Here is a 20047-nt window from a genome sequence, read left to right as displayed (position 1 = left end):
GGATGGCAAGCGTGAACGCTGAAAAACTGCGCATGGCCGCGGCGGTTCTGCTGGGGCTGATGATCATCTTCCTATGCCAAGTGGCACACGCTGACGCTTGGATTGAACTTACGGGGCCAGCCCAAACCTCCTACACGGCACCAGCAACCTATCAGTTGCAGCTCAAAAGTGGCGTCACAAGTACCGGCCCCAAAGCGGAGTATCTGGAAGACATACAGCTCACGCGCAATGGCCAAGTGATCTCCCGACTTCCGAACGGGACCTATACCGAGAACGGTCTGTCGGCGGGCACGTATCAGTATGTCTACAAGGCATTTGGCGTGCGCAACTTCAACGGCAATGAGTCTTCCCGACAACTAATCTCACCCACGATCACGGTCACGGTGGCGGCACCGCCAACCCCTTTCGACGGCGCGGAGTACGTCTCTGCAAGCTGGCCTAACTCGGCCGATAGAGGAACCCCATTCAGCGGTACCGTCACCTTCCGGAACACGGGCAACACAACGTGGCGAGCAGTGGAAGGCTATCGACTGGGGCAGGCCGAGCGCTACGTTTCCGGCGCTACGAAGCTAGGAATTGCCGAGGTTGCTGTACCTCATGACGTGGCTCCGGGTGGCACAGCGACGTTTACGTTCAACGGAGTAGCGGCCAGTGAGAACGGGCCGACAACGCTCCAATGGCAAATGAACCGGAATGGTGCTCGCTTTGGTAGCACCAGCAGCGAGCAGACCTTTGAGACGACCGGAAGGCTCAATCGCGGCGTCATGTATGAGCAAGAGGTTCCGACCAGCATGGAGGCCGGGCGGACCTATCGCGTCAAGCTGAAGTTCGTCAATACGGGCAATACCACGTGGTCGGCGTCTGCGGGCTATGCATTGGGTTCCTGGAATCCCAATGATAATGTCCGGTGGGGCAGGGCGCGGGTTCCAATGCCGAATGAAGTCAGTCCACAGCTGCCTGCGTTCTTTGAATTCGATGTGGTAGCTCCTTCATTGCCGGGCGTCTACAGCTTCCAATGGCGATTGCTGGAAGAGGGCAAAGAGTGGTTTGGTCGGGAAAGTGACAATGTCCAGGTCACCGTCAATGGGCCGCCGTCCAAGGTAATTGGCAATATCGATGGCGTCACCAGCGACGGTCAGATCCGAGGATGGGCGTGTTCGACGGGCATTGATTCGTCGATCGACATTCATGTCTACACCGGTGGAGCCGCCGGCAGTGGCGGGACGATCTTCCTGACCGGTAAGGCCGACTTGGCGAGTGAGCCGGCCGTAGCTACGTCCTGCAAGGCCGGAGGCAATCATCGCTTCTCGCTTCCAATGAGCAACGAGCAGCGCCGCCAGCGGGCTGGGCAACCGATCTATGTCCATGGAATTTCTCCCGTTGGACAACCCAACAACACCATTGATGGTTCCGGTGCGTTCGTCGTTCCCGCAGCGCCCAGTGGCACTCTGTCTGTGTCCCCTGCGATGTGCCAGATTGCAGCTGGTGCGCAGACCTGCAACGTCACCCTGACCTGGTCGGCCACGGACTCCCGTGCAGAACTCAAGCGTGATGGCGGTTCTGTGGTCGGCAGCGGAGCGAGCGGTTCCATCGTGGTGCCGATTGGCTCCGGCACGAATCGATTCACGCTTTCGGTCGCCGGCGATGCAATTGCCCAGGCGGCGGCCACTGCCAAAGCCGCTCCTACCTTGCCAGTCAATCCAGACAATCCGGCCCCGACCGTGGCCCGGCGATACGTCTACGACGACAACCTTCGGTTGTGCAAGGTCATCGAGCCAGAAACCGGGGCGACCGTGTTTGGCTACGATGCGGCCGGCAATCTTGCCTGGAGTGCGAGCGGGCTGGAGTTGCCCAGCCTGACCGAATGCAACCGTGAGGCGCCGCAGATTGCAGCGCGCCGCGTTTCACGCAACTACGATGCCAGCAATCGCCTGCAGACGGTGGTCTATCCCGATGGTCTGTGTGATCAGCAGCTTGAGTACACACCTACGGGCCAGCTGAAGACTGAGAGGGTCTTCAATCAGGACCGTGTGCCAGTGGTGACCACCCGTACCTACAACTCTCTCGGGTCGGTGGTCAGTCAGAGCCGTGTCATAGGCAGCGCGAGCGCCCGAACGCTGGCATTTGGCTATGACCACATGGGTCAGCATGTTCGTACGGACTACCCCGATGGCTACTCCGTCCAGCAATCCTTGAATGCTCTGGGCCAGCCCGTGCGGCTACAGGATGGCACTGGCGCCGTACTCGCCAGCAACATCGCCTACTTCCCCAGTGGTGAAACCGCCGCGCTGACCTACGGCAATGGCATCGTACGTGGCGTAACCGAGAATGCGCGACAGTTGACCAGCCGCATCGTTGACAGTGGCATGGTCGATCTGAACTACAGCTATGACGCGACGGGAAACATCAGCCAGATCAGCGATGCCGTACGCGGCGACTCCTGGAAGATCAGCTTGGGCTACGATCGCCTTGATCGATTGATTCAGGCCCGCGCGCCGGCATTTGGTGGGAATGGGCAGTACACGTTCGGCTATGACACGTTGGACAACATCGTCTTGATGCGATTGCCAGGGAAGCGGGAGCGCACGTTCCATTACGACACCCGCAATCGCCTGGAACTGCTGCGGGACCCCAGCGGTAACGGCGTCTCTGGCTTCTCCTACGACGCGGCAGGCAATCTGGCGGTGCGTAACGGCCAGACGTTCACCTACGACATGGGTGGCCAGCTCCGTTCCGCCGGAGATGTACAGAAATACTTCTACGACGGAGCCGGACTGCGTGCTTACGCAACAGCATCAACGTCGGCACCGACATCAGAAAATTCACCCATCTTGGGCCAGGCGCCCATCACGGGTAGCCACAACTGGGATGTATCCATTCCAGAGCGCGGTGGCGGTGAACTTGGTTTCTTGGCGAGTGATCTGGATCGCTCCTGGCAGTATCTCGTGGGTGGGGAGCTGATCGAATCCACCCAAGGTGGGGAAACGTCCGACTACATCTACCTCGGCAAGAGACTGCTGGCTATTCGCACCAGCTCTGCCACGGGGGCAACGCTCACCTATCTTCATCACGATGCACTCAATACGCTTGTGGCAACGAGCAGGGCTAATGGAGAGGTGCTGACGCGTCACTTCTGGTCACCATATGGAGAGGCAGACGCGGCGCCTGCTGCGAAGATTCCAGGCTACTCAGGCCATCTTGCGGATCCCGACACGGGACTGGTCTACATGGGGCGGCGCTACTACGACCCACAACTGGCGAGGTTCATTTCTCCCGATCCGTTAGCTGCTAGCACCTCCGGAGGGCCAAATTTCAATCGCTATCGGTACGCCAGCAACAACCCATTCCGATTCTCTGATCCCACGGGCGCGTGTGACCAGGCAACCGGGTCACATATGTGCAATGGCAGCTGGTTCGCCGGGGCAAACCTGACCGGTGCGCCGTCGCCGACACCTGGCGGAGTGCCCCAGCACGATCCCAACGCCCCCGCGCCTGCAGAGACCGTCAAGGCTACAGGCCTGGGTGCCATTGAGGAGTACTTTTCTGAACGGAATTTCTTCATCGGACAGGGGAGCTTGACCGATTTCGATGCCGTGTCGGAGGCGATCGTCGTTCCGTTGATGAACTCTCCAACGGGATCAACGGCTGCTGGTGGCCTCAAGCTCGCCTCCATCATGGTAGTGCTGCGTGGGGGCAATGCAGCGAGAGGCTTTGGGAATCTCTCGCGTGCGGGTGAGTTTGGCATTGCATCCTACAACTCTCTGAAGAGAATGGTAGGTACAGGGTCTGGGTTACAAGTTCACCATCTTATTGAGAAGCGGTTTGCAGGTGTTATGCAAGTGAAGGAGGGTGAAATGCTTTCGGTTGTGGTGACTAGAACGGAGCATCAGGTCTTTACCAATCAGTGGCGATCGATGTTTCCGTATGGCAGGCCGCCACCGAGCCAAGCCCAGATAATGGACGCCGCAAGGTCAATTTATGCCAATCATCCCGCCATCCTTAAATCTTTGGGACTCTGATAGCATCGTGACATGAAGATCAAGTATCGATTTGCTTTCACTTGGAGTGAGGCACGTGCTTTGCAGCTCCGTGCTCTAGGTTTGAAGGTTCAGCCCCCGGCTGATCCTCGTCCTGAAGTCGGTGGTATTGCTGTGAGCTTTGCTTTGGAAGGTGCGCCAGGGTGGAGTGAAGCTTGTAGCTTGATTCGCTCGTGGAATGGTGCAACTTCTGTGACCACGGAGTTTACTGCTGCGGAGATTTCGGAAGCCGCACACTGCGCGCTTCAGGTTGTCCACGCCAGCGGCTACCCACAGCCAGAAAGAGATTTTCTGTATCTTGAGCAGGCGTACGACCTGAGCGCGCGATGTCCAAAATGTGGCGAAGGCGCAGTTCAGGTGGCGCCGTTCCGGATCAAGAAGACGTTGAAGTGGGGGCGGAATGCCTTTCTGAAGCTGAATTGGGTAGAGGAAGCTTGCTTCATGCAGACTTCCGTTTGGTCAGAACATCTTCGCCCCCTGGGTATCGGAGTGCTTCCGGTTGAGGACACCAAAGGAAGCCTCTTGGATGAGGTTGTTCAACTCGATCTTGGGCCTGTGGTTCCGCTGTGTATGGGCGAGCTGGATGGAGTTCGTTGCGAGAAATGCGGCAGGGAACGCTACCAATGGCATGACCGCGGCTTTTTCCCGTCAATCAAGAACCCTCCAGATGTGCCGATCTTCCGTAGTTCGCAGCGTTTCGGGGTCGAGCATCAGTCGGCGAACGCAATGATTGTGAGTGCGACAGTAGCGAACGCCATCAGAGCTGCAGGATTGAGAGGTGTCGAGCTCTGGCCTTGTGCGCCGGCAGGATAGACTTTGCAGAGCAGTTAGGCGGTGTTTCAGAGCATGGTCATATTGAGGAATGTGACAAGCGCGTCTGCATGGTGGATTTCCACTTGCCACTTGCCACTTGCCACTTGCCACTTGCCGCCGGCGCCGCCGCACTGGCGCTGTGGTGCCCGGAGTGGAGGCTGCCGCCATCGTCTTGGGTCCAATCCATCAGGTTGCGCCGGCCTCGGCCGCCACAATCGCGGCCGGCAGTGCGCCCACCACCGGCCGCAGTTCACCGGTCAGGCCAAGCTCGCCCAGAAACTCATACTGCAGCAGCGACTGCGGATCGACCTGGCCGCTGGCCGCCAGAATGCCCAGCGCGATGGCCAGGTCGTAGCGCCCACCTTCCTTGGGCAGGTCGGCGGGGGCGAGGTTGAGCGTGATGCGCCGCTGGGGAAAGTCGAAGCGTGCACAGAGCAGGGCGGCACGCACGCGTTCGCGGGACTCGCGCACGCTGGTTTCGGCCAAGCCCACGATCTGAGTGACAGGCAGGCCGCCAGAGAGATGTACTTCCACCCGCACCAGCGGGGCATCGACCCCGGCGCGGGCACGGCTGTGGACCAGCGCCAGGCTCATGTGTGGTTTCCTGCAGAGGGGCGCTTGATCGTGCGGCAGGTGCTCTGCGCAGGGATATCGGGATTTGCTGGTGGCGCAGCTAGGAGGATTCCGACAGGTGCCTGGAGCGTGCCTTGTTCCTGTGCGGAAACCCGTCTCTACAACGTGAGCGCCGGAGATCGCCCGGTATCAAGTGGATCGGCGTTGATCAGCCAGAACTGCTGCCATCAACCCATCCGCGGCCCCGGCCCGCTCTCTTCCTGCTGCCGCTCGTGCGCTTGCGCCAGCTGCTGCGACCGCTCCCGGTCCTGGCCGCCGAGGCTCCGGTTGGCCGCTGCATACTGCTGCTCCGGTGCGACCGCCAGGGCGTCCTGTGTTGGCATCTGCGCCCGGTTGGCGGCGGGGTCCGATGACGCGCCCGGTCCGGAGCGTGTCACGAACAGCGTGGTGCCCGCAGCACGGGTATCGGTGGCTTCACTCAATGCCGCGTCTACTTTGTCGCCGGGCTTGAACCCGGCGTCTGCCGCAAGCCGGTAGGCGCTGGCCAGCAGGCGGTCGCTGCTCTGGTCCCACGGCTTGTTGTTCTTCTCATCCAGCATCGCTACCGATGAGCGCAGCTGTTCCAGCAGCCCGCTGCCATCTGGGCGCAGGGCTGTGCTGTGGTGCCGTTCTACGTCAGCGTCGTGCTGCGTGGCAGGCCTGGAGGTGTGTGGCGGCGATGCATTCGGTGCGGGCTCAGGTGAAGTTGGTGCGCGCGGCAAGGCATCCGCGGGCTGCTGTTCGGCAGTCGAGCGCTGCACGTGTGCCTGAGCAATCTCCTCTGGCGTGGTGATGCAAACGATCTGCATGCGCTCGTCATCTTTCCCAGCCAGTGTGGCCAGCGAGCCATCCTTCTGCACCTGCAGCGTGAACGTGCCGAAGTCGGGCACGGCGCGTGCGTGATCCTGTGCAACGGCGGCTACGGCGTCATCAATCTCTTCGGCACTGTGCACAATGCCGCCACTACGGTAGGCGTCCACCACCTGGCTGCGCAGGCTGTACTCGGTTGGCGTGGGGTTGGCCCGGGCGATGTCGGCCATGGACGTCAGCTCCTGTACGCCGGCCTGCTGGCTCTGTCGCGTACGATTGAGCTCCTCGATGATGCTGCCCTCGGCCGGGTTGGTGCCGTACACCCAACCCGGCGTTTGCCACTGCCCGTTGGCGTCCTGCGTGTACTTCTCGCCGTTGGAAGCGCGCAGGGGCTGCGTCTGGGTCAGCGCGTTGGTGATCACCTCCGGTACCGGCTCAATGGTGGCGAACTCGTGCCAGTTGTACTGGTTGAACGCCACCTGGTAACGGGCGGCGAGCGCCTCCGGCGTGTTCAAGGCGTTCTGGGCAATGATGCGCTGCGATTCCCGTTCCAGTTGGCCGGATTTTTCCGGGCTTACGGGCACGGTGTAGTCGAAAGGGACGCGCCCATCAATCATCGAGTGGATGGAGAGGTTCCATTCGCCGTTGTGCGGATTGCGCACGTAGTGGCGGTTGGTTTCAAACGGCTCGCGCGGCGGCGTGCTCTCGCCGCCTGCATCGAGCTTGAAGGGGTTCTGCGGCTTGGGCAGGTTGGCCATGCCCAGTGAATAGGAGTCGTTGGCGGCTTTGTAGTTCAGTTCATCCAGCAGCCGGCCACCGGCGACCATGGTGGTCTCGCGGTAGCTTCCGTCGGGCTGCGGCGTGCGCACGCTGCGGCTCCAGGTGCCCTTTGCATCTTCCGGATCGCGGCTCCATTCGTTGCCGTTGCGGTCCACCTGGGTGTAAACGGCTTTCTTGTCCTGGTACTGGGCCCAGTACTCACCGGCAAAGCCACCGGCCACCCCGCCCAACAGCCCGGTAGCCAGCGCACCTGGCCCGGTCCACGAGCCGGTAACCAGGCCGTACCCCGCGCCCAACAGGAAGCCGCCGCCAAAGCCGCCCGCGGTACGCCCCACGAAGTGGGTGGCAGCAGATTTTGCGCCGGCGTCGTTGCCCTCGCTGCGCAACTCGGCCACGCGGTGGCCGGTGATGGCGAAGTCCACGGCCAGAGCGGCGACGCCAGCGGCACCGAGTACGCGCGCGCCGGTAATCTGTCCGCGCCCGGTGGCAGCTTCGGCGGCACCTTCCGCAGCGCCCGTTCGCCCAGCAGAGCCAGCCAGTTCCGGAGCCGTGGTTGCCGGGCCAGGGCGCACGAGGGTCAGTGGCATCTCCGGGTTGAACGCAGTGCGTACCCGGGCGGCGGTCTGCTCGCTCAACGGCAGGCGGCCGCCCTGGTTGGCCTCTTGAATGGCGGTGCCCAACGATGCGCGGCCACCCCAGCGCTCGCTCAGGGTGGAGTTGCCGGGTTCGTCGATGGCATCCAGAGCCAACCTCACATTGGCCTCGGACTGGGTGACGCCGCGCCAGCGTAACTCGGACGGATTGAGCGTCTTCAGTTCCGCGATCTGCGTGGCGTGGGTGCGCTGGTAGCCGTCCAGATCAGAGAAGAAGGTGCGGACCTTGGCGTTGGCTTCCGCCGGGGTCATGTTCTCGGGCGTGTTGGTGACCAGGTCGCCGTTGAGGATGCCGGCGCGAAGCGTGAATTCCAGGTTCTGGATGCGGGCACCCATACGCTCGGCCGCGGCGGCCCGCACATCCGGCGGAGTCTCCTTCGACAGCAAGGCTCGGCCATCGGATGTTTCCGCGAGGTCGTCGAGAACGAACTTCAGTTGATCCGAGTACGCACTCAACGGGCCGCCCGAGTGTGGCGAAATACTCAACCTGGTCGCCAGCGCAGGGTTCGCGGGCAGGTTGAGAATGTTGTTGGGTCCGTGGAGCGCGAAATGACCGCTCCTGGCAAGCGACTTCAGTAGCTGGCTTTGCTCGAACGCAATCTGTTCGATCAGATGGTGTCCCTGAAAAACCGGTGTGTCGGCCATGCGCACCACCTCATTCAAGAATCCGTTTGAAAGAGCTCGTCTTAAATATCGGCTACATCGCGCAGCCGTACGCCGGAAAAGCTGGTGGCACTCAACGCATCAAACATCACGCGGTCGCAGATGGGCGGTGCGCCCATGCGCTCCTGGCGGAAGATATGGGCATCCCCCACGACATCCTGTTTGAACACCAGGCTGGCGCCGCCGACAAGGCTGTAAAGTTTCTCGTCCTCGCCGGTCTGATAGTTGTGGTCGAGCTTGATCCTCACGCGGGAAGCGGCTTCGTCCAGGGCATCGAGCCTGCGCAGCACATTGCCCAGGTAGTACTGAGGGCCGGGGCTGCCGTCGGCAAGGCTGAAGTCGCAGGCCACAAAGGCAAACGCCGCGGCGTCCAACTGCTCAAACAGCTGCTTCAACGGCTCCGACACGATCCAGATGCCAGCGAGCTCTTCCAGATCGCGTGGCATTCCGCCCTTCTCAGGTACATGAACCAGGTGGGGGCGCTCGGGATACTGGCCTGGCGTTCCATCAGGACGCGAGATGACATTCATCCCCGGATCGATCAGCTTCTCTTCGTTGGCGATCTCTATACCGGGAACCCCGCCGTTGCTCAGCAAGCCTGCGTCAATCAGGAAGAATTCGCCCTTGTGAGATGCGGCTTCGGCTGAAACTTCGGTGGCGGTCGATTCGGTCACGGGGGCTTCCATCATGGATGCGGGGGTAGAACGGGAAAAGCCGTTGAGCCGATGCTAGCGGGGCTTCAGCGCAGCCACAAGTTGCGCCGAAACGGTGCCGGCGGCACGTGATTCACGCGATTCTTCGGGGACGTCGGAACAATGCCGAGGATGATGCTGCCATTCCTTCCACTGCCTGCAATGGTCTGCTGGACGGACGGAATGACGAGGGAGGTTCCGGCCAAGGGCGGCCTGGGTCCTTGAACGTGCATCGCTGGTCATCAGGCACCGACCTGTCAAGGCGCCCAAGCCGTGCCTCGACCCACGAAGGCTCCGCACGCTCCACCAACAACCGGCCCTCACTCTGGTGCAGATCCAGCCACCGCTCGAAGCTGGCACGTAGACGCTCGATGTCCGGCGCCCGCCAGCGGGCATCGGCAGGCATGCGGATCAGCACGCGCGAGGGCGCGTTCTCCACGTCCAGCACCAGAACGCCCTTGCAGCGGATCTCGAAGGACGTGGTTCCGGCATAGCGCGTGCGCAGTTCAAAGCCTTCCTGCGCCTTCGCAGTAACGAAGCCCAGCGCATCACTGTGCAGCAACCGGTAATCGACCGGTTGCAGCTTCTGGTAGGCCCACACCTGATCGCCCGCAGGCTCGGGCCATCCCACCCACACCGCCCCCATGATCGAGGCACACACCGTCGCAGCGGCAAGGCCATGCTTCTTCATTCGTCACCCTGCACAAAAGCAGAACGTCACGTCCACAAGCGCGTCCTCAGTCCTGTGGCCGAACCCGCTCGTGGATGAAAGCGGTAAGTGCCAGGTCGGCCATCACTAGCCCCTCCATCACCCGGTCGCCCACGTACTGCTCGGGCTCGCCGTTCTGGCGCGTGCGTTCGGCCGCCAGCAGGATTTCCTGCACGATGCGCTGGCCGGTGAGCGCGCAGTCGGCGTCGGACAACGCCATCTGCCGGCTGCGTAGATGGTGCCGCTCGGGCCAGGGCTGGCCGTCGGCCGCAGCGCCCGCGCCAATGGCGTGCAGGATGGCGATGAGGCTGTTGGGATCCAGGGTCGGAGCGGCAGAGGGCGCTTGCAGGATCGGGCGCGGGGGAGGGGAGTGCGGCGTGGTCATGGCAGGCTCCGTGCATGCAGGCAGAAGCCGCCACCGATAAAGGTGGCGGACAGGGCGTGGCTCGAAAACCGGTTGCTAGACAAAGCCGGCGGGCACGAGGCCCCCACGCCCCGCCCGCCATAGCCGGCAGACGGATTGCCAGCCGGCACCACGCGCGGTGGTGCCGGCTGGCAAGCGCAAACTTACGTCTAGCAATCCGGGTTTTCGAGTCCCGACCACCGATGCACGGTGGCGCAGTAACGATTACCTGCTGTTGTGCGGAATGCCAACGGGTAGGGGTCAATGCCGCCAAAACCCGAGACGCTTTTGGCATTGTCGCATAGCGTGGAAAGGGGCGAGAGCCTTGGTGTGCTAGGCGCAGCGGCACTTCTGGAACGGAGTCGTCAGAAACTTCCGTCAGAGATGTAAGGGGCGGCAAATGCGACAGCACTCGCCCATCGAGCATGCGTGATCGCTCATGCAACCGAACCGCTGCGACACCGGCTGGATGGTTCAAATGACTTCTTGCCTATTGAACCTACCGAGTGCCGCGCGCAATCTGACTACAGCTGTAGTCACGCGGGGCTGCCCTGCCCGCAGCAGGACGGTCTTGTAGCGTTTGAACGGATTTCACCCACTGGCGCAGGCCAATACAAGGATCACTGTACGTGTTACGCCGCAATCGACTTCTTCTGTCTGCGGGTCTGGTCCCGCTTCCGTGGTTCCTGTTCTGGACCAGCGTTGCCGCCGTGTTTGCGCCGGGCTACAACCCGCTTGCACAGCACGCCAGCGAACTGCTGCAGGCGCCAACGCTTGCAAGCATTTGCGGCAGAATCGCCGCCATCGGCTCCGGTATGGGCTTCGTGGCGTTCTCCATCGGGGTGTGGCGAGAGTCCGGCCGCCGCATTGCCGTGGGCGCGATCTGCTGGATGATCTTTGGCATCTCCATGCTGACCAACGGTCTCTGGCCCATGGGCCATCCGATGCACGGCTTCTACACCATTGGCATCGCAAACATCATTGCACCGGCGATGTCGCACATCGAATTGAGCGCGTGGTCTGCCAACCGAAGGGCGTACGCCGTGACTGCTGCGGTGAGCGTCGCGGGGATTGTCTATCTCTGGTTGAACGTGATGGGAGCGGACCCGGAAGGATTCAGGGGGCTGACCCAGCGCGTGTTCTCGTCTATCAACTCGCTGTGGCCGTTTCTGGTTGCGTTGTACCTGCTGCGAAGGGGTTCAAGCGCGCTGAAGGCGGAGCCTGCGCATTGATGGGCGCGCGCCACAGGAACATAGAGGACCGAACAAGGACTTCTCGATTCTCCGGCCCCAGCTCAAGGTGATCTTCTCGGGGTTCATACCAGGGGGCTCACTCTTCAAGCCGTGGGCGCTCTTCAACTATCTGTTCCTTGGTGCTGGCACCTCGGGTGGCAAGAGGGGAAAGGTCGTGCGCGCCTTCTGCTATAAGTAGCGCAACCGCGCCCAGAGGGCCTTCAGGAAGATTGTGGACTCATGGAGTTGTACTGGCGCTTGTTCACCAATTGCACATCGCAGCAGGCCGCTCTCAAGGTGGCGGCGCGAGCTTTTGAGCAAGCTGGTCTTGGCGTCAGCAATCTCCACGTCGAGCCATATCACAAGGGTGCTTCATGGTGAGTGCCTGCTCCCGTCATGCCGCGCAATCGTGGTCTGAATTTGTGGTTCTTGCCCTGGCTTCGGCTCAGTGCATCGGCCGCGGATGGTTCCTGAGTGGCTCAATTGCAGAAGAGTTGGATGCTTGGTCCAACCATTCCTTGGTTTCCGGCGTTTCGTCTATCCATATCCAGGCGGAAAGACGGGAGTGACGAATTCACTCTAGGTCCACCATTGATTCGATGCGCAATCGTGTCGGAGTCGATCACTTTCGGTCACACTTGCTTTTCGATGGCAGCTGCCAATGGCCGCTCGACAGTAATGCTATTCCGCAGATGGTCATGATTTGGTGTTTTTCCAAGGCGGCGATAAAATTCGTCGAGGAACTCAATGGCTGAAGTTGTCGCCCACGCTGCACAATCCGGAGAAAGAAATCGGGGCGTCCTGTGTTCGCTTGTCGGCAAGAACTCGAATGATGCCTTGAGCCTTTCCAAAAGTTCGCTCGAATAGAGATTTCCAGGGCCAACCATGTTCTCAGTTCCGCTATCCAGCCAGTCATGCTGATAGTGAATGAGTCGGTTTCGTAGATCAATGAGAGTCCGCGCTGCAAGCCATCGGCTATCCGAATGCTCGATGGGAACTGCACCAGCATCCTCAATTATTTCATTGAGGCGGAGCAGGGAAGACGGCATGCCTGCGACATTCCTGCGTGGCCGCGAGTCACTCTCTGCAATTTCGTTAGCTGTCGCTTCAATGAACGCACCGGCTGATATGACGGAGCCTGAGACATGTGCGCTCATGGCGATTGACGAAAGTTCGGAGCCATCGAGGTTCAGGACTGACGCAGCCCGCGCGTTGAATGCTGCCATCTGTGCATGGGTCAGCGAAAAATATCTACGTAGCAAAATTCCTGAGATCATAGTTTGCATTGATAATTATTCTTGCCTAGATGGCGGCTATCCAATCCCGTTTGAATTTTCCGGGGTGTTATAGAGGGTTGCCGGTCGCTACAGGTGTTTCTGCTGCTGGACGATAAAGATAAGTCGCGGGTCCATGATTGTGGCGTGTTGACATGCGAGTTCTTCTTGAATGACCATTCGATGGGTAAGCAATTGCCGGTCAGTGGGACGGTCGAAGTTGCGGTGCGATAGCTGAAAGGCGAGTTGCCGGTACTACACTGCCAAATGGCGACACCGCACGGGTGTTTCGATCGGAAGGCACTGCTCCAGAGCGTCGGCGTCTTCCACCATCAATTGATGATCTCCCCACTGCCCGAAGCAACAAACGCCTTCAACTGCCGAACGAACTCCGCGTCGTAGAGCTCCCACTCCACAATCTCCCCAACCACCCGCAACGGCTGCGCACTCCGATACGACCGCGTCGGATTCCCGGGAAACTTCTTGTTGGTCACGTTCGGGTCGTCCTCAAACGGCCCGGTCGGCTCCACCACATACACGCGCGGCCGCCCTTCACCCCGGGCCATCTCCGCAGCCAGCCCGGCGCCCTTGGCAATCGTGGTGAAGTAGATGTGGTTCATCACCACACTGTCGCGATAGTTGGACCTGAAGCCCGCGCTCAGCAGTTCGCCCACCGCGAGGTCAGCGCGGGTACCGTGATAGAACGGCCCGGCGACCTGGTCGCAGGTGTCATGCGAAACGGGTGTCCATTCGGTGTCCTGCGTCATCGCTGCTGCCCCTCTCTGTGCTGCCGGATCGACAGGCCGGCGAGTCTAGGGCGTCCGGTGGGCCTTGCTGCAAGGCTCCATCCGGGAAATAATCTGTAAACGGGAGGCGCGGTGCGCCTCTTTTTTTCATTCTGCGGCGCCGCGGCCTTCCAGCTCGCGTACGGCCTGTTCCAGCGCGTCCAGCTTCTCGCGGGTCTTCAGCAGCACGGCGCGCTGCACTTCGAATTCCTCGCGGGTGACCAGGTCGAGCTTGGCCAGGCCGGCCTGCAGCGCGCTCTTGAAGGTGGCCTGCAGCTCCTCGCGCGATTCGCGCAGGCCCGGCGGCACCAGGTCGCTGAGGCGACGTGCAAGGTCATCGATTTGGTTCAGGTCGATCATGGGGTGCTCCGTGGGGGTGGGCCCGTGCATCCGGCGCGGGCGGGCCGATCGGGCACAAGGATACTGCCGGCACCCATTGCCCGGACAGGCCGCAACGGCTTCGCACGGGCCGCGTTCAGGCGCTATCCTCCACGCCGGAAGACAGGAGATAGACGATGAAGATGGTCATGGCGGTGATCAAGCCGTTCAAGCTCGACGACGTGCGCGAAGCGCTGGCCGAGCGTGGGGTCACCGGGATCACGGTGACGGAAGTGAAGGGCTTTGGTCGCCAGAAGGGCCATACCGAGCTGTACCGTGGCGCGGAGTATGTGGTCGATTTCCTGCCGAAGGTGAAGCTGGAAGTGGCGGTGACCGATGACCAGGTGGAGGCCGTGGTTGAGGCCATCGTGAAGGCCGCGGGCACCGGCAAGATTGGTGACGGCAAGGTGTTCGTGTACGACCTGGGCAGCGTGGTGCGTATTCGTACCGGTGAGTTGGACGCGGACGCGTTGTAAGCGTGCCGCGGGCTGCCGGCACCCGAGAGGGATGCCGGGACGCGACGAGGTAGAGTCGACTGTTAGTCGACTTGCGCGCGAAGCGCGGGGTTTTACGTCGTCGGAAAGATGAGCAGTCGACTAACAGTCGACTCTACCCAGCCGGGGTATCCAGCCCAGCCGGGGTATCCAGCCCAGCCGGGGTATCCAGCCCAGCCGGGGTATCCAGTCCAGTGGGGCACCCAGCCCCATCGTGCAATCGGTCACGCCCCCAGAGGCGAAGCGCTTACCGGCGCTTCGCCCACTTGTAGAACCGCTTCCAGCCCTGCCGCACGGCGGCCACCCAACCCGGGTCGGCCACCAGTGCGGCCTGCGCGGCACTCGGCGCCTGGCCGGTCACGCGCTGGCGGATCTTCAGCAGGTTCTTCATGTCGCTGCGGCGCATCTGCCGGCTCAGCGGGTTGCGGCGCAGCCAGCGCGGGGCGCGCCAGGCCGAGGTGAAGTCCAGCAGCACCGGCACGCCGCCGCTGACCACCACGTTGGTGCCATGCAGGTCGTTGTGGGTGATGCCGGCGGCGTGCAGGCGGCTGAGCGCGTGCTGCAGCTGCTCGAACACTTCATTGCCCACGGCCTGTGCGCTGCTGAGCGTCTGGCCGGGAATGAATTCCATGCCCAGTGCCAGGCCACCGAGGGTGCCGAGCAGGGCCGGGGCGTGCTTCCAGCCGCCCAGGCGCTGCAGCATGCGCGCCTCGCGGCGGACCATCAGCCGGGCGACGGGCGACAGCGGGGTGCCGCGATAACGGGAATAGTCCTTGATGACCGCCTCGCGCCCGTCCAGGCAGGTGCGGTAGACATCGGGGGCCAGGAAACGCTCGCCGCGCTTGAGCAGCAGCGGCGCCGCGGCGTCATCGCCGCAGGAGGAGAGGGGCGTAGCAGGGAGGTACATATCAGGGTCTCGGACGACCCGGTGGGCGGCGCAAAGCGTCAAGCGAACCGGTGTTACAGGGAGTTACTAAGTTTTCGTTAATTTTAGTACTCGCCAGTTCGCTATTCCACGATTTGTCGGAGAAATGTCGGGGTCGTGGCTGGAACAGTTCGTCACGCAGAATCGGACAATTCCGTCTCACTTATAAGGCTTGCCCAGTTGAATCAAGGGGTTGGTTGCGCTTTTGGCCCATTCATCGGCGCCGCGCTGAACGCCACGCACGTCCGGCTTGACCCCGGCGCACGGCCTGCCGACCATAAGCTGTTAATTCGCGACATCGGCGGCCGCCCCTCCATGGCACGTCCCCGTCCCCTGCCGCGTTCCCCACCGGTGCTGGCCGCCTGGCCGTGCATCGCCCCCGTTTCCCGATCCGGCCGCGGCTGGAGGAAAGTGCTTTGACTATCAAGATCGTACTGGCAGTGCTGTTCGTGGCCTGCGTGCTGTACATCCACTTCCGTGGCAAGGTCCGCGCGCGCTGGTCGCGCCAGCTGCTGGACCACTCCAGTTTCATGGCCCCGATCAACGTGGTCATGTACATGTTCTCGAAGGTGCCGACCACGCCGTTCCTGGACCCGGGCAAGGAGTTCCCGCAGCTGGAACCGCTGCGCCAGAACTGGCAGATGATCCGCGACGAGGCGCTGGCGCTGCGCGATGCACAGAAGATCGCCGCTTCCAGCAGCTTCAACGATGCGGGTTTCAACTCGTTCTTCCGCCGTGGCTGGAAGCGCTTCTACCTGAAGTGGTACGGCCCGTCGCACCCGTCGGCGAAGACGCTGTGCCCGAAGACCGTGGCGCTGATCGAGTCGATTCCGGACGTGCGTGCGGCGATGTTCGCGCAGCTGCCGCCGGGCAGTGAACTGCGACCGCACCGCGACCCGTTCGCCGGTTCGCTGCGCCTGCACCTGGGCCTGACCACGCCCAACGACGATGGCTGCTACATCGAAGTGGACGGCATCAAGAAGAGCTGGCGCGATGGCGAGTGGATGATGTTTGACGAGACCTACATCCACCATGCGCACAACGAGACGCAGGAGGATCGCGTGATCCTGTTCTGCGACATCGCCCGTCCGCTGCGTTTCGGCCTGCCGGGCCTGTTCAACCGTGCGGTGGCGGCCACGCTGCTGGCCGGCGGTGCTTCGCCGAACCTGCCGGGTGACCCGACCGGTGGCGTCAACAAGGCATTCGGTGGCCTGTACAAGGTGCGCCTGAAGGCCAAGGCGCTGCGCGAGCGCAGCGTGGTGGCCTACCAGCTGATCAAGTGGGGCCTGGTGGTGGCGGTGATTGCCGGTATCTGGGCGCTGTGATCGAACCGCCGCCGGGTCGCGCGCGGGGGATGTTGTAGAGCCGAGCCCATGCTCGGCTGCTTCTGCGCGAAATGCAGCCGAGCATGGGCTCGGCTCTACAGAAAGCAGAAACCCGCGCTGTCGCCAGCGCGGGTTTTTCTTTTACTTCAGTGCCGCCTGCACGAACGGCGGGGTCACCAGCACGCCGGTGTGCAGCGCGGCGGTGTAGTACAGCGTGTTGAAGGTCTTGGCGGCCGAGTCGGCCTGGCGGAAGTCGAAGCTGCTGTCGCCCTTGCGCGCCATGGTCACGCTCCACCAGCCGGTCGGGTAGCACGGCTGCGGGAACGGCAGGGTCTTGAACGAGCCGAAGCCGGCCTTGCCCATCTCGGCGCGCATCTCGTTGATCAGCTCCAGCTGCATCAGCGGCGACTCGGACTGCTGCACCAGGATGCCGTCGTCCTTCAGGGCCTTGAAGCAGCTCTCGTAGAACGCCTTGTTGAACAGGCCTTCACCCGGGCCGACCGGATCGGTCGAGTCCACGATCACCACGTCCACGCTTCCGGCCGGGCAGTTGGCCATGTAGGCCACGCCGTCGTCGAACAGCAGCTCGGCGCGGGCGTCGTCATTGGAGTCGCACAGTTCCGGGAAGTGCTTGCGCGCCATCACGGTGACCTGCTCGTCGATATCGCACTGGGTCACGCTTTCCACGCCGGTGTGCTTGAGCACTTCGCGCAGGGTGCCGCAGTCGCCGCCACCGATGATCACCACGCGCTTGGGCGCGGCGTGGGTGAACAGCACCGGGTGGCTGATCATCTCGTGGTAGAAGAAGTTGTCCTTGCTGGTCAGCATGATGGCCCCGTCGATGGTCATCAGGTTGCCCCAGTCGGTGGTCTGGAAGATCTCGATCTTCTGGAACGGCGACTGCACCTCGTCCAGCTTGCCGGTGATGCGGTAGCCGATGGCCGAGCCGGTGCGCTCGAAGTGTTCGATGTACCAGTTGTTGCTGTCAGTCATTGGAAAACAGTCCTGTTCGGAGGGGGGGAGCCGGGCTGGCGGGCGGGGCCGCGTGGCACAGATGCCACATCCGGACGGATCGGCCCGTTCAGGTTGAAACCTGTCACGGGCGCGGGCGCGCATGATAACGAACCTGTGGGCATATAGGCGTTATCATGCCCCCCCTTTTATTGCCAACAAGGCCGACTGAAATGACCGATTGGTCCCTCGACCAAGCCCGCAAGACCTACTCGATCCCGCATTGGGCGGACGGTTACTTCGACGTGGATCAGGCCGGGCACATGGTGGTGAGACCGACCGGGGCGGACGGCCCGGTGGTGTCGCTGCCCAAGGTGGTCGACGCTGCGCGCGCCGCCGGCGCCAAGCTGCCGCTGCTGGTGCGCTTCCCGGACATCCTCGGCCAGCGCCTGGGCAAGCTGCAGGCGGCCTTCGGCCAGGCCCAGCAGGACTGGGAGTACAGCGGCGGCTACACCGCCGTGTACCCGATCAAGGTCAACCAGACCCGCGGCGTGGCCGGTACCCTGGCCAGCCACCATGGCGAAGGCTTCGGCCTGGAAGCGGGCAGCAAGCCCGAGCTGATGGCCGTGCTGGCGCTGTCGCGCCCGGGTGGCCTGATCGTCTGCAACGGCTACAAGGACCGCGAGTACATCCGCCTGGCCCTGATCGGTCGCAAGCTGGGCCTGCAGACCTTCATCGTCATCGAGAAGCCGTCCGAGCTGAAGCTGGTGCTGGAAGAGTCCAAGGCGCTGGACGTGAAGCCGGGCCTGGGCGTGCGCATGCGCCTGGCCTCGCTGGGCGCCGGCAAGTGGCAGAACAGCGGTGGCGACAAGGCCAAGTTCGGTCTGTCACCGCGCCAGCTGCTGGACCTGTGGAAGTCGCTGCGCGATACCGAGTACGCCGACTGCCTGAGCCTGCTGCACTTCCACATGGGCTCGCAGATTTCCAACGTGCGCGACATTGCCAACGGCATGCGCGAAGCTACCCGCTATTTCGTCGAGCTGTCACAGCTGGGCGCGAAGATCACCCACGTGGACGTGGGCGGTGGCCTGGGCGTGGACTACGAAGGCACCCGTTCGCGCAGCTTCTGCTCGATCAACTACGGCCTGAATTCGTATGCCAGCAACATCGTGCAGCCGCTGGCCAGCGCCTGCGAAGAGCACGGCCTGACTCCGCCGCGCATCGTGACCGAGTGCGGCCGCGCGATGACCGCACACCACGCGGTGCTGATCGCCAATGTCTCTGAAGTGGAGCAGGCGCAGGAAGGCCGCGTGCCGGACCAGCACGACGACGAGCCGGCGGCGATCCGCCACCTGCGCGAGATCCACGACGAACTGGACGTGCGCCCGGCGGTGGAGCTGTTCCAGGAAGCGCAGCATTTCCACGCCGAAGGCCTGGCCAGCTACGCGCTGGGCCAGATCGACCTGCCGCAGCGTGCGCGCATCGACGACCTGTTCTATGCCATCGCCCACGGCGTGCGCGCGCGCCTGAGCTACGACGAAAAGAGCCATCGCCCGGCGCTGGACGAATTGAACGAGCGCCTGGTCGACAAGTACTTCGTCAACTTCAGCGTGTTCGAATCGATTCCCGATGCCTGGGCGATCGACCAGGTGTTCCCGATCGTGCCGATCGAACGCCTGAACGAAACGCCGGACCGTCGCGGCATCATCGCCGACATGACCTGCGATTCCGATGGCATGGTCAAGACCTACGTTGAGAACGAGAGTCTGGACAGCTCGCTGCCGCTGCACGCGATCAAGCACGGCGAAAGCTACCGCATCGGTTTCTTCATGGTCGGCGCCTACCAGGAAATCCTGGGCGACATCCACAATCTGTTCGGTGATACCGACGCGGTGGAAGTGCTGGCCGACGCCGATGGTTATGCCATCACCCAGCAGCGCCGTGGCGACACCACCGACGTGATGCTGGACTACGTGGGTTACAGGCTGGACGACCTGCGTGCGGCGTATGCCCAGCGCGTGGCGGCGGCCGATCTTTTGCCGGAACGTGCGCAGGAACTGTCGGAAGCGCTGGAAGCGGGCCTGACCGGCTACACGTACCTGTCCGACGAACCGCTGGTCTGATGATTACGGGAACGCCGGGCATGTCCCGGCGCTACCGGCCCCGATGAGCGCGCGCGCGATCTTCCACCTGTTCCTGCATGCCGCCGTGCCAGCCCTGCTGGCATGGCTGTTCTGGCGCAAGCGTTTCGCCTCGGCGTGGTTGCTGATGCTGCTGGGCTGGGTGATCGACCTGGACCACCTGCTGGCCGATCCGATCTACGCGCCCAACCGCTGCAGCATCGGTTTCCACCCGCTGCATACGGCCCCGGCCATCGCCGTCTACGCGGGGCTGTGCGTGCCGAAGAAAACGCGGTTGTTCGGCATCGGTTTGATCATCCACATCGTGCTGGACGCGATTGACTGCTGGTGGATGCATCACCGTTGATGGGGAACTGAAATGCCCGGCGAA

At 62.5% G+C, this 20047-nt stretch carries 16 protein-coding genes and 1 pseudogene; 7 read left to right on the top strand and 10 right to left on the bottom strand.

The features are described from left to right. Positions 1 to 2: 2 nt before the first annotated feature. Together ACZK0Z_RS20935 and ACZK0Z_RS20930 are read left to right on the top strand one after the other, a co-directional pair. A complete protein-coding gene (locus ACZK0Z_RS20935) occupies positions 3 to 4019 on the top strand; it encodes an RHS repeat domain-containing protein (RefSeq protein ID WP_459004601.1) in 4017 nt (1338 codons plus the stop codon). A 12-nt stretch (positions 4020 to 4031) separates the two neighbouring features. Continuing rightward, the gene (locus ACZK0Z_RS20930) at positions 4032 to 4850 is read left to right on the top strand and encodes a hypothetical protein (RefSeq protein WP_152906612.1); all 819 of its coding nucleotides are present in this window, start codon (positions 4032 to 4034) and stop codon (positions 4848 to 4850) included. Between the two features lie 195 nt (positions 4851 to 5045). Here the strand turns inward: ACZK0Z_RS20930 and ACZK0Z_RS20925 are convergent. From ACZK0Z_RS20925 to ACZK0Z_RS20905, 5 genes and pseudogenes are all read right to left on the bottom strand, one after another. Continuing rightward, positions 5046 to 5444 (bottom strand): annotated as a pseudogene (locus ACZK0Z_RS20925) (magnesium chelatase domain-containing protein); the annotation flags it as partial. A gap of 206 nt (positions 5445 to 5650) precedes the next feature. Next, a complete protein-coding gene (locus tag ACZK0Z_RS20920) occupies positions 5651 to 8350 on the bottom strand; it encodes an XVIPCD domain-containing protein (RefSeq protein WP_197620746.1) in 2700 nt (899 codons plus the stop codon). A gap of 41 nt (positions 8351 to 8391) precedes the next feature. Further along, a complete protein-coding gene (locus ACZK0Z_RS20915) occupies positions 8392 to 9054 on the bottom strand; it encodes an imm11 family protein (protein WP_197632391.1) in 663 nt (220 codons plus the stop codon). Positions 9055 to 9154: 100 nt separating this feature from the next. Further along, entirely contained in the window at positions 9155 to 9751 is a 597-nt protein-coding gene (locus ACZK0Z_RS20910) for a cold-shock protein (RefSeq protein ID WP_197632392.1), read from the bottom strand. Positions 9752 to 9797: 46 nt separating this feature from the next. Next, entirely contained in the window at positions 9798 to 10154 is a 357-nt protein-coding gene (locus ACZK0Z_RS20905; RefSeq protein WP_197632393.1) for a hypothetical protein, read from the bottom strand. 647 nt (positions 10155 to 10801) lie between these two features. Here ACZK0Z_RS20905 and ACZK0Z_RS20900 point away from each other — a divergent pair. After that, positions 10802 to 11404: a DUF998 domain-containing protein gene (locus ACZK0Z_RS20900; RefSeq protein WP_197632394.1), complete on the top strand. Its 603-nt coding sequence runs from the start codon at positions 10802 to 10804 to the stop codon at positions 11402 to 11404. Positions 11405 to 12036: 632 nt separating this feature from the next. Here ACZK0Z_RS20900 and ACZK0Z_RS20895 read toward each other — a convergent pair. The 3 genes from ACZK0Z_RS20895 to ubiK form a co-directional block, all read right to left on the bottom strand. Further along, complete coding sequence (locus tag ACZK0Z_RS20895; RefSeq protein ID WP_197632395.1) at positions 12037 to 12690, bottom strand: hypothetical protein; 654 nt, start codon at positions 12688 to 12690, stop codon at positions 12037 to 12039. Positions 12691 to 13010: 320 nt separating this feature from the next. Beyond that, on the bottom strand, positions 13011 to 13445 hold the full coding sequence (arr, locus tag ACZK0Z_RS20890; RefSeq protein ID WP_197632396.1) for an NAD(+)--rifampin ADP-ribosyltransferase: 435 nt from the start codon (positions 13443 to 13445) through the stop codon (positions 13011 to 13013). Positions 13446 to 13571: 126 nt separating this feature from the next. Then, positions 13572 to 13823 carry a ubiquinone biosynthesis accessory factor UbiK gene (gene ubiK / locus ACZK0Z_RS20885; protein WP_197620762.1) on the bottom strand — a complete coding sequence of 84 codons (252 nt, stop codon included), beginning with the start codon at positions 13821 to 13823 and terminating at the stop codon, positions 13572 to 13574. Between the two features lie 155 nt (positions 13824 to 13978). Between ubiK and ACZK0Z_RS20880 the strand changes: the two genes are divergently transcribed. Next, entirely contained in the window at positions 13979 to 14317 is a 339-nt protein-coding gene (locus tag ACZK0Z_RS20880) for a P-II family nitrogen regulator (protein WP_005411374.1), read from the top strand. Positions 14318 to 14582: 265 nt separating this feature from the next. Here the strand turns inward: ACZK0Z_RS20880 and ACZK0Z_RS20875 are convergent, their stop codons facing one another. Next, positions 14583 to 15242: an RIO1 family regulatory kinase/ATPase domain-containing protein gene (locus tag ACZK0Z_RS20875; protein WP_197632397.1), complete on the bottom strand. Its 660-nt coding sequence runs from the start codon at positions 15240 to 15242 to the stop codon at positions 14583 to 14585. A 434-nt stretch (positions 15243 to 15676) separates the two neighbouring features. On the opposite strand from ACZK0Z_RS20875, the gene ACZK0Z_RS20870 reads away from it, so the two are divergent. Then, the gene (locus ACZK0Z_RS20870; RefSeq protein ID WP_049432008.1) at positions 15677 to 16585 is read left to right on the top strand and encodes an aspartyl/asparaginyl beta-hydroxylase domain-containing protein; all 909 of its coding nucleotides are present in this window, start codon (positions 15677 to 15679) and stop codon (positions 16583 to 16585) included. A 141-nt stretch (positions 16586 to 16726) separates the two neighbouring features. Here the strand turns inward: ACZK0Z_RS20870 and speE are convergent, their stop codons facing one another. Further along, the gene (speE, locus tag ACZK0Z_RS20865; protein WP_005414731.1) at positions 16727 to 17578 is read right to left on the bottom strand and encodes a polyamine aminopropyltransferase; all 852 of its coding nucleotides are present in this window, start codon (positions 17576 to 17578) and stop codon (positions 16727 to 16729) included. 191 nt (positions 17579 to 17769) lie between these two features. Between speE and speA the strand changes: the two genes are divergently transcribed. Next, entirely contained in the window at positions 17770 to 19659 is a 1890-nt protein-coding gene (gene speA, locus ACZK0Z_RS20860; protein WP_197633774.1) for an arginine decarboxylase, read from the top strand. A 43-nt stretch (positions 19660 to 19702) separates the two neighbouring features. Then, positions 19703 to 20023, top strand: coding sequence for a DUF6122 family protein (locus ACZK0Z_RS20855; RefSeq protein ID WP_049432014.1), 321 nt, complete (start codon positions 19703 to 19705; stop codon positions 20021 to 20023). The last annotated feature ends 24 nt before the right edge of the window (positions 20024 to 20047 follow it).

Source organism: Stenotrophomonas sp. 116085_Sma (genome assembly GCF_056479585.1).
Note: the sequence above shows the minus strand (reverse complement) of the source record. Positions and strands in the feature narration are given on the sequence as shown.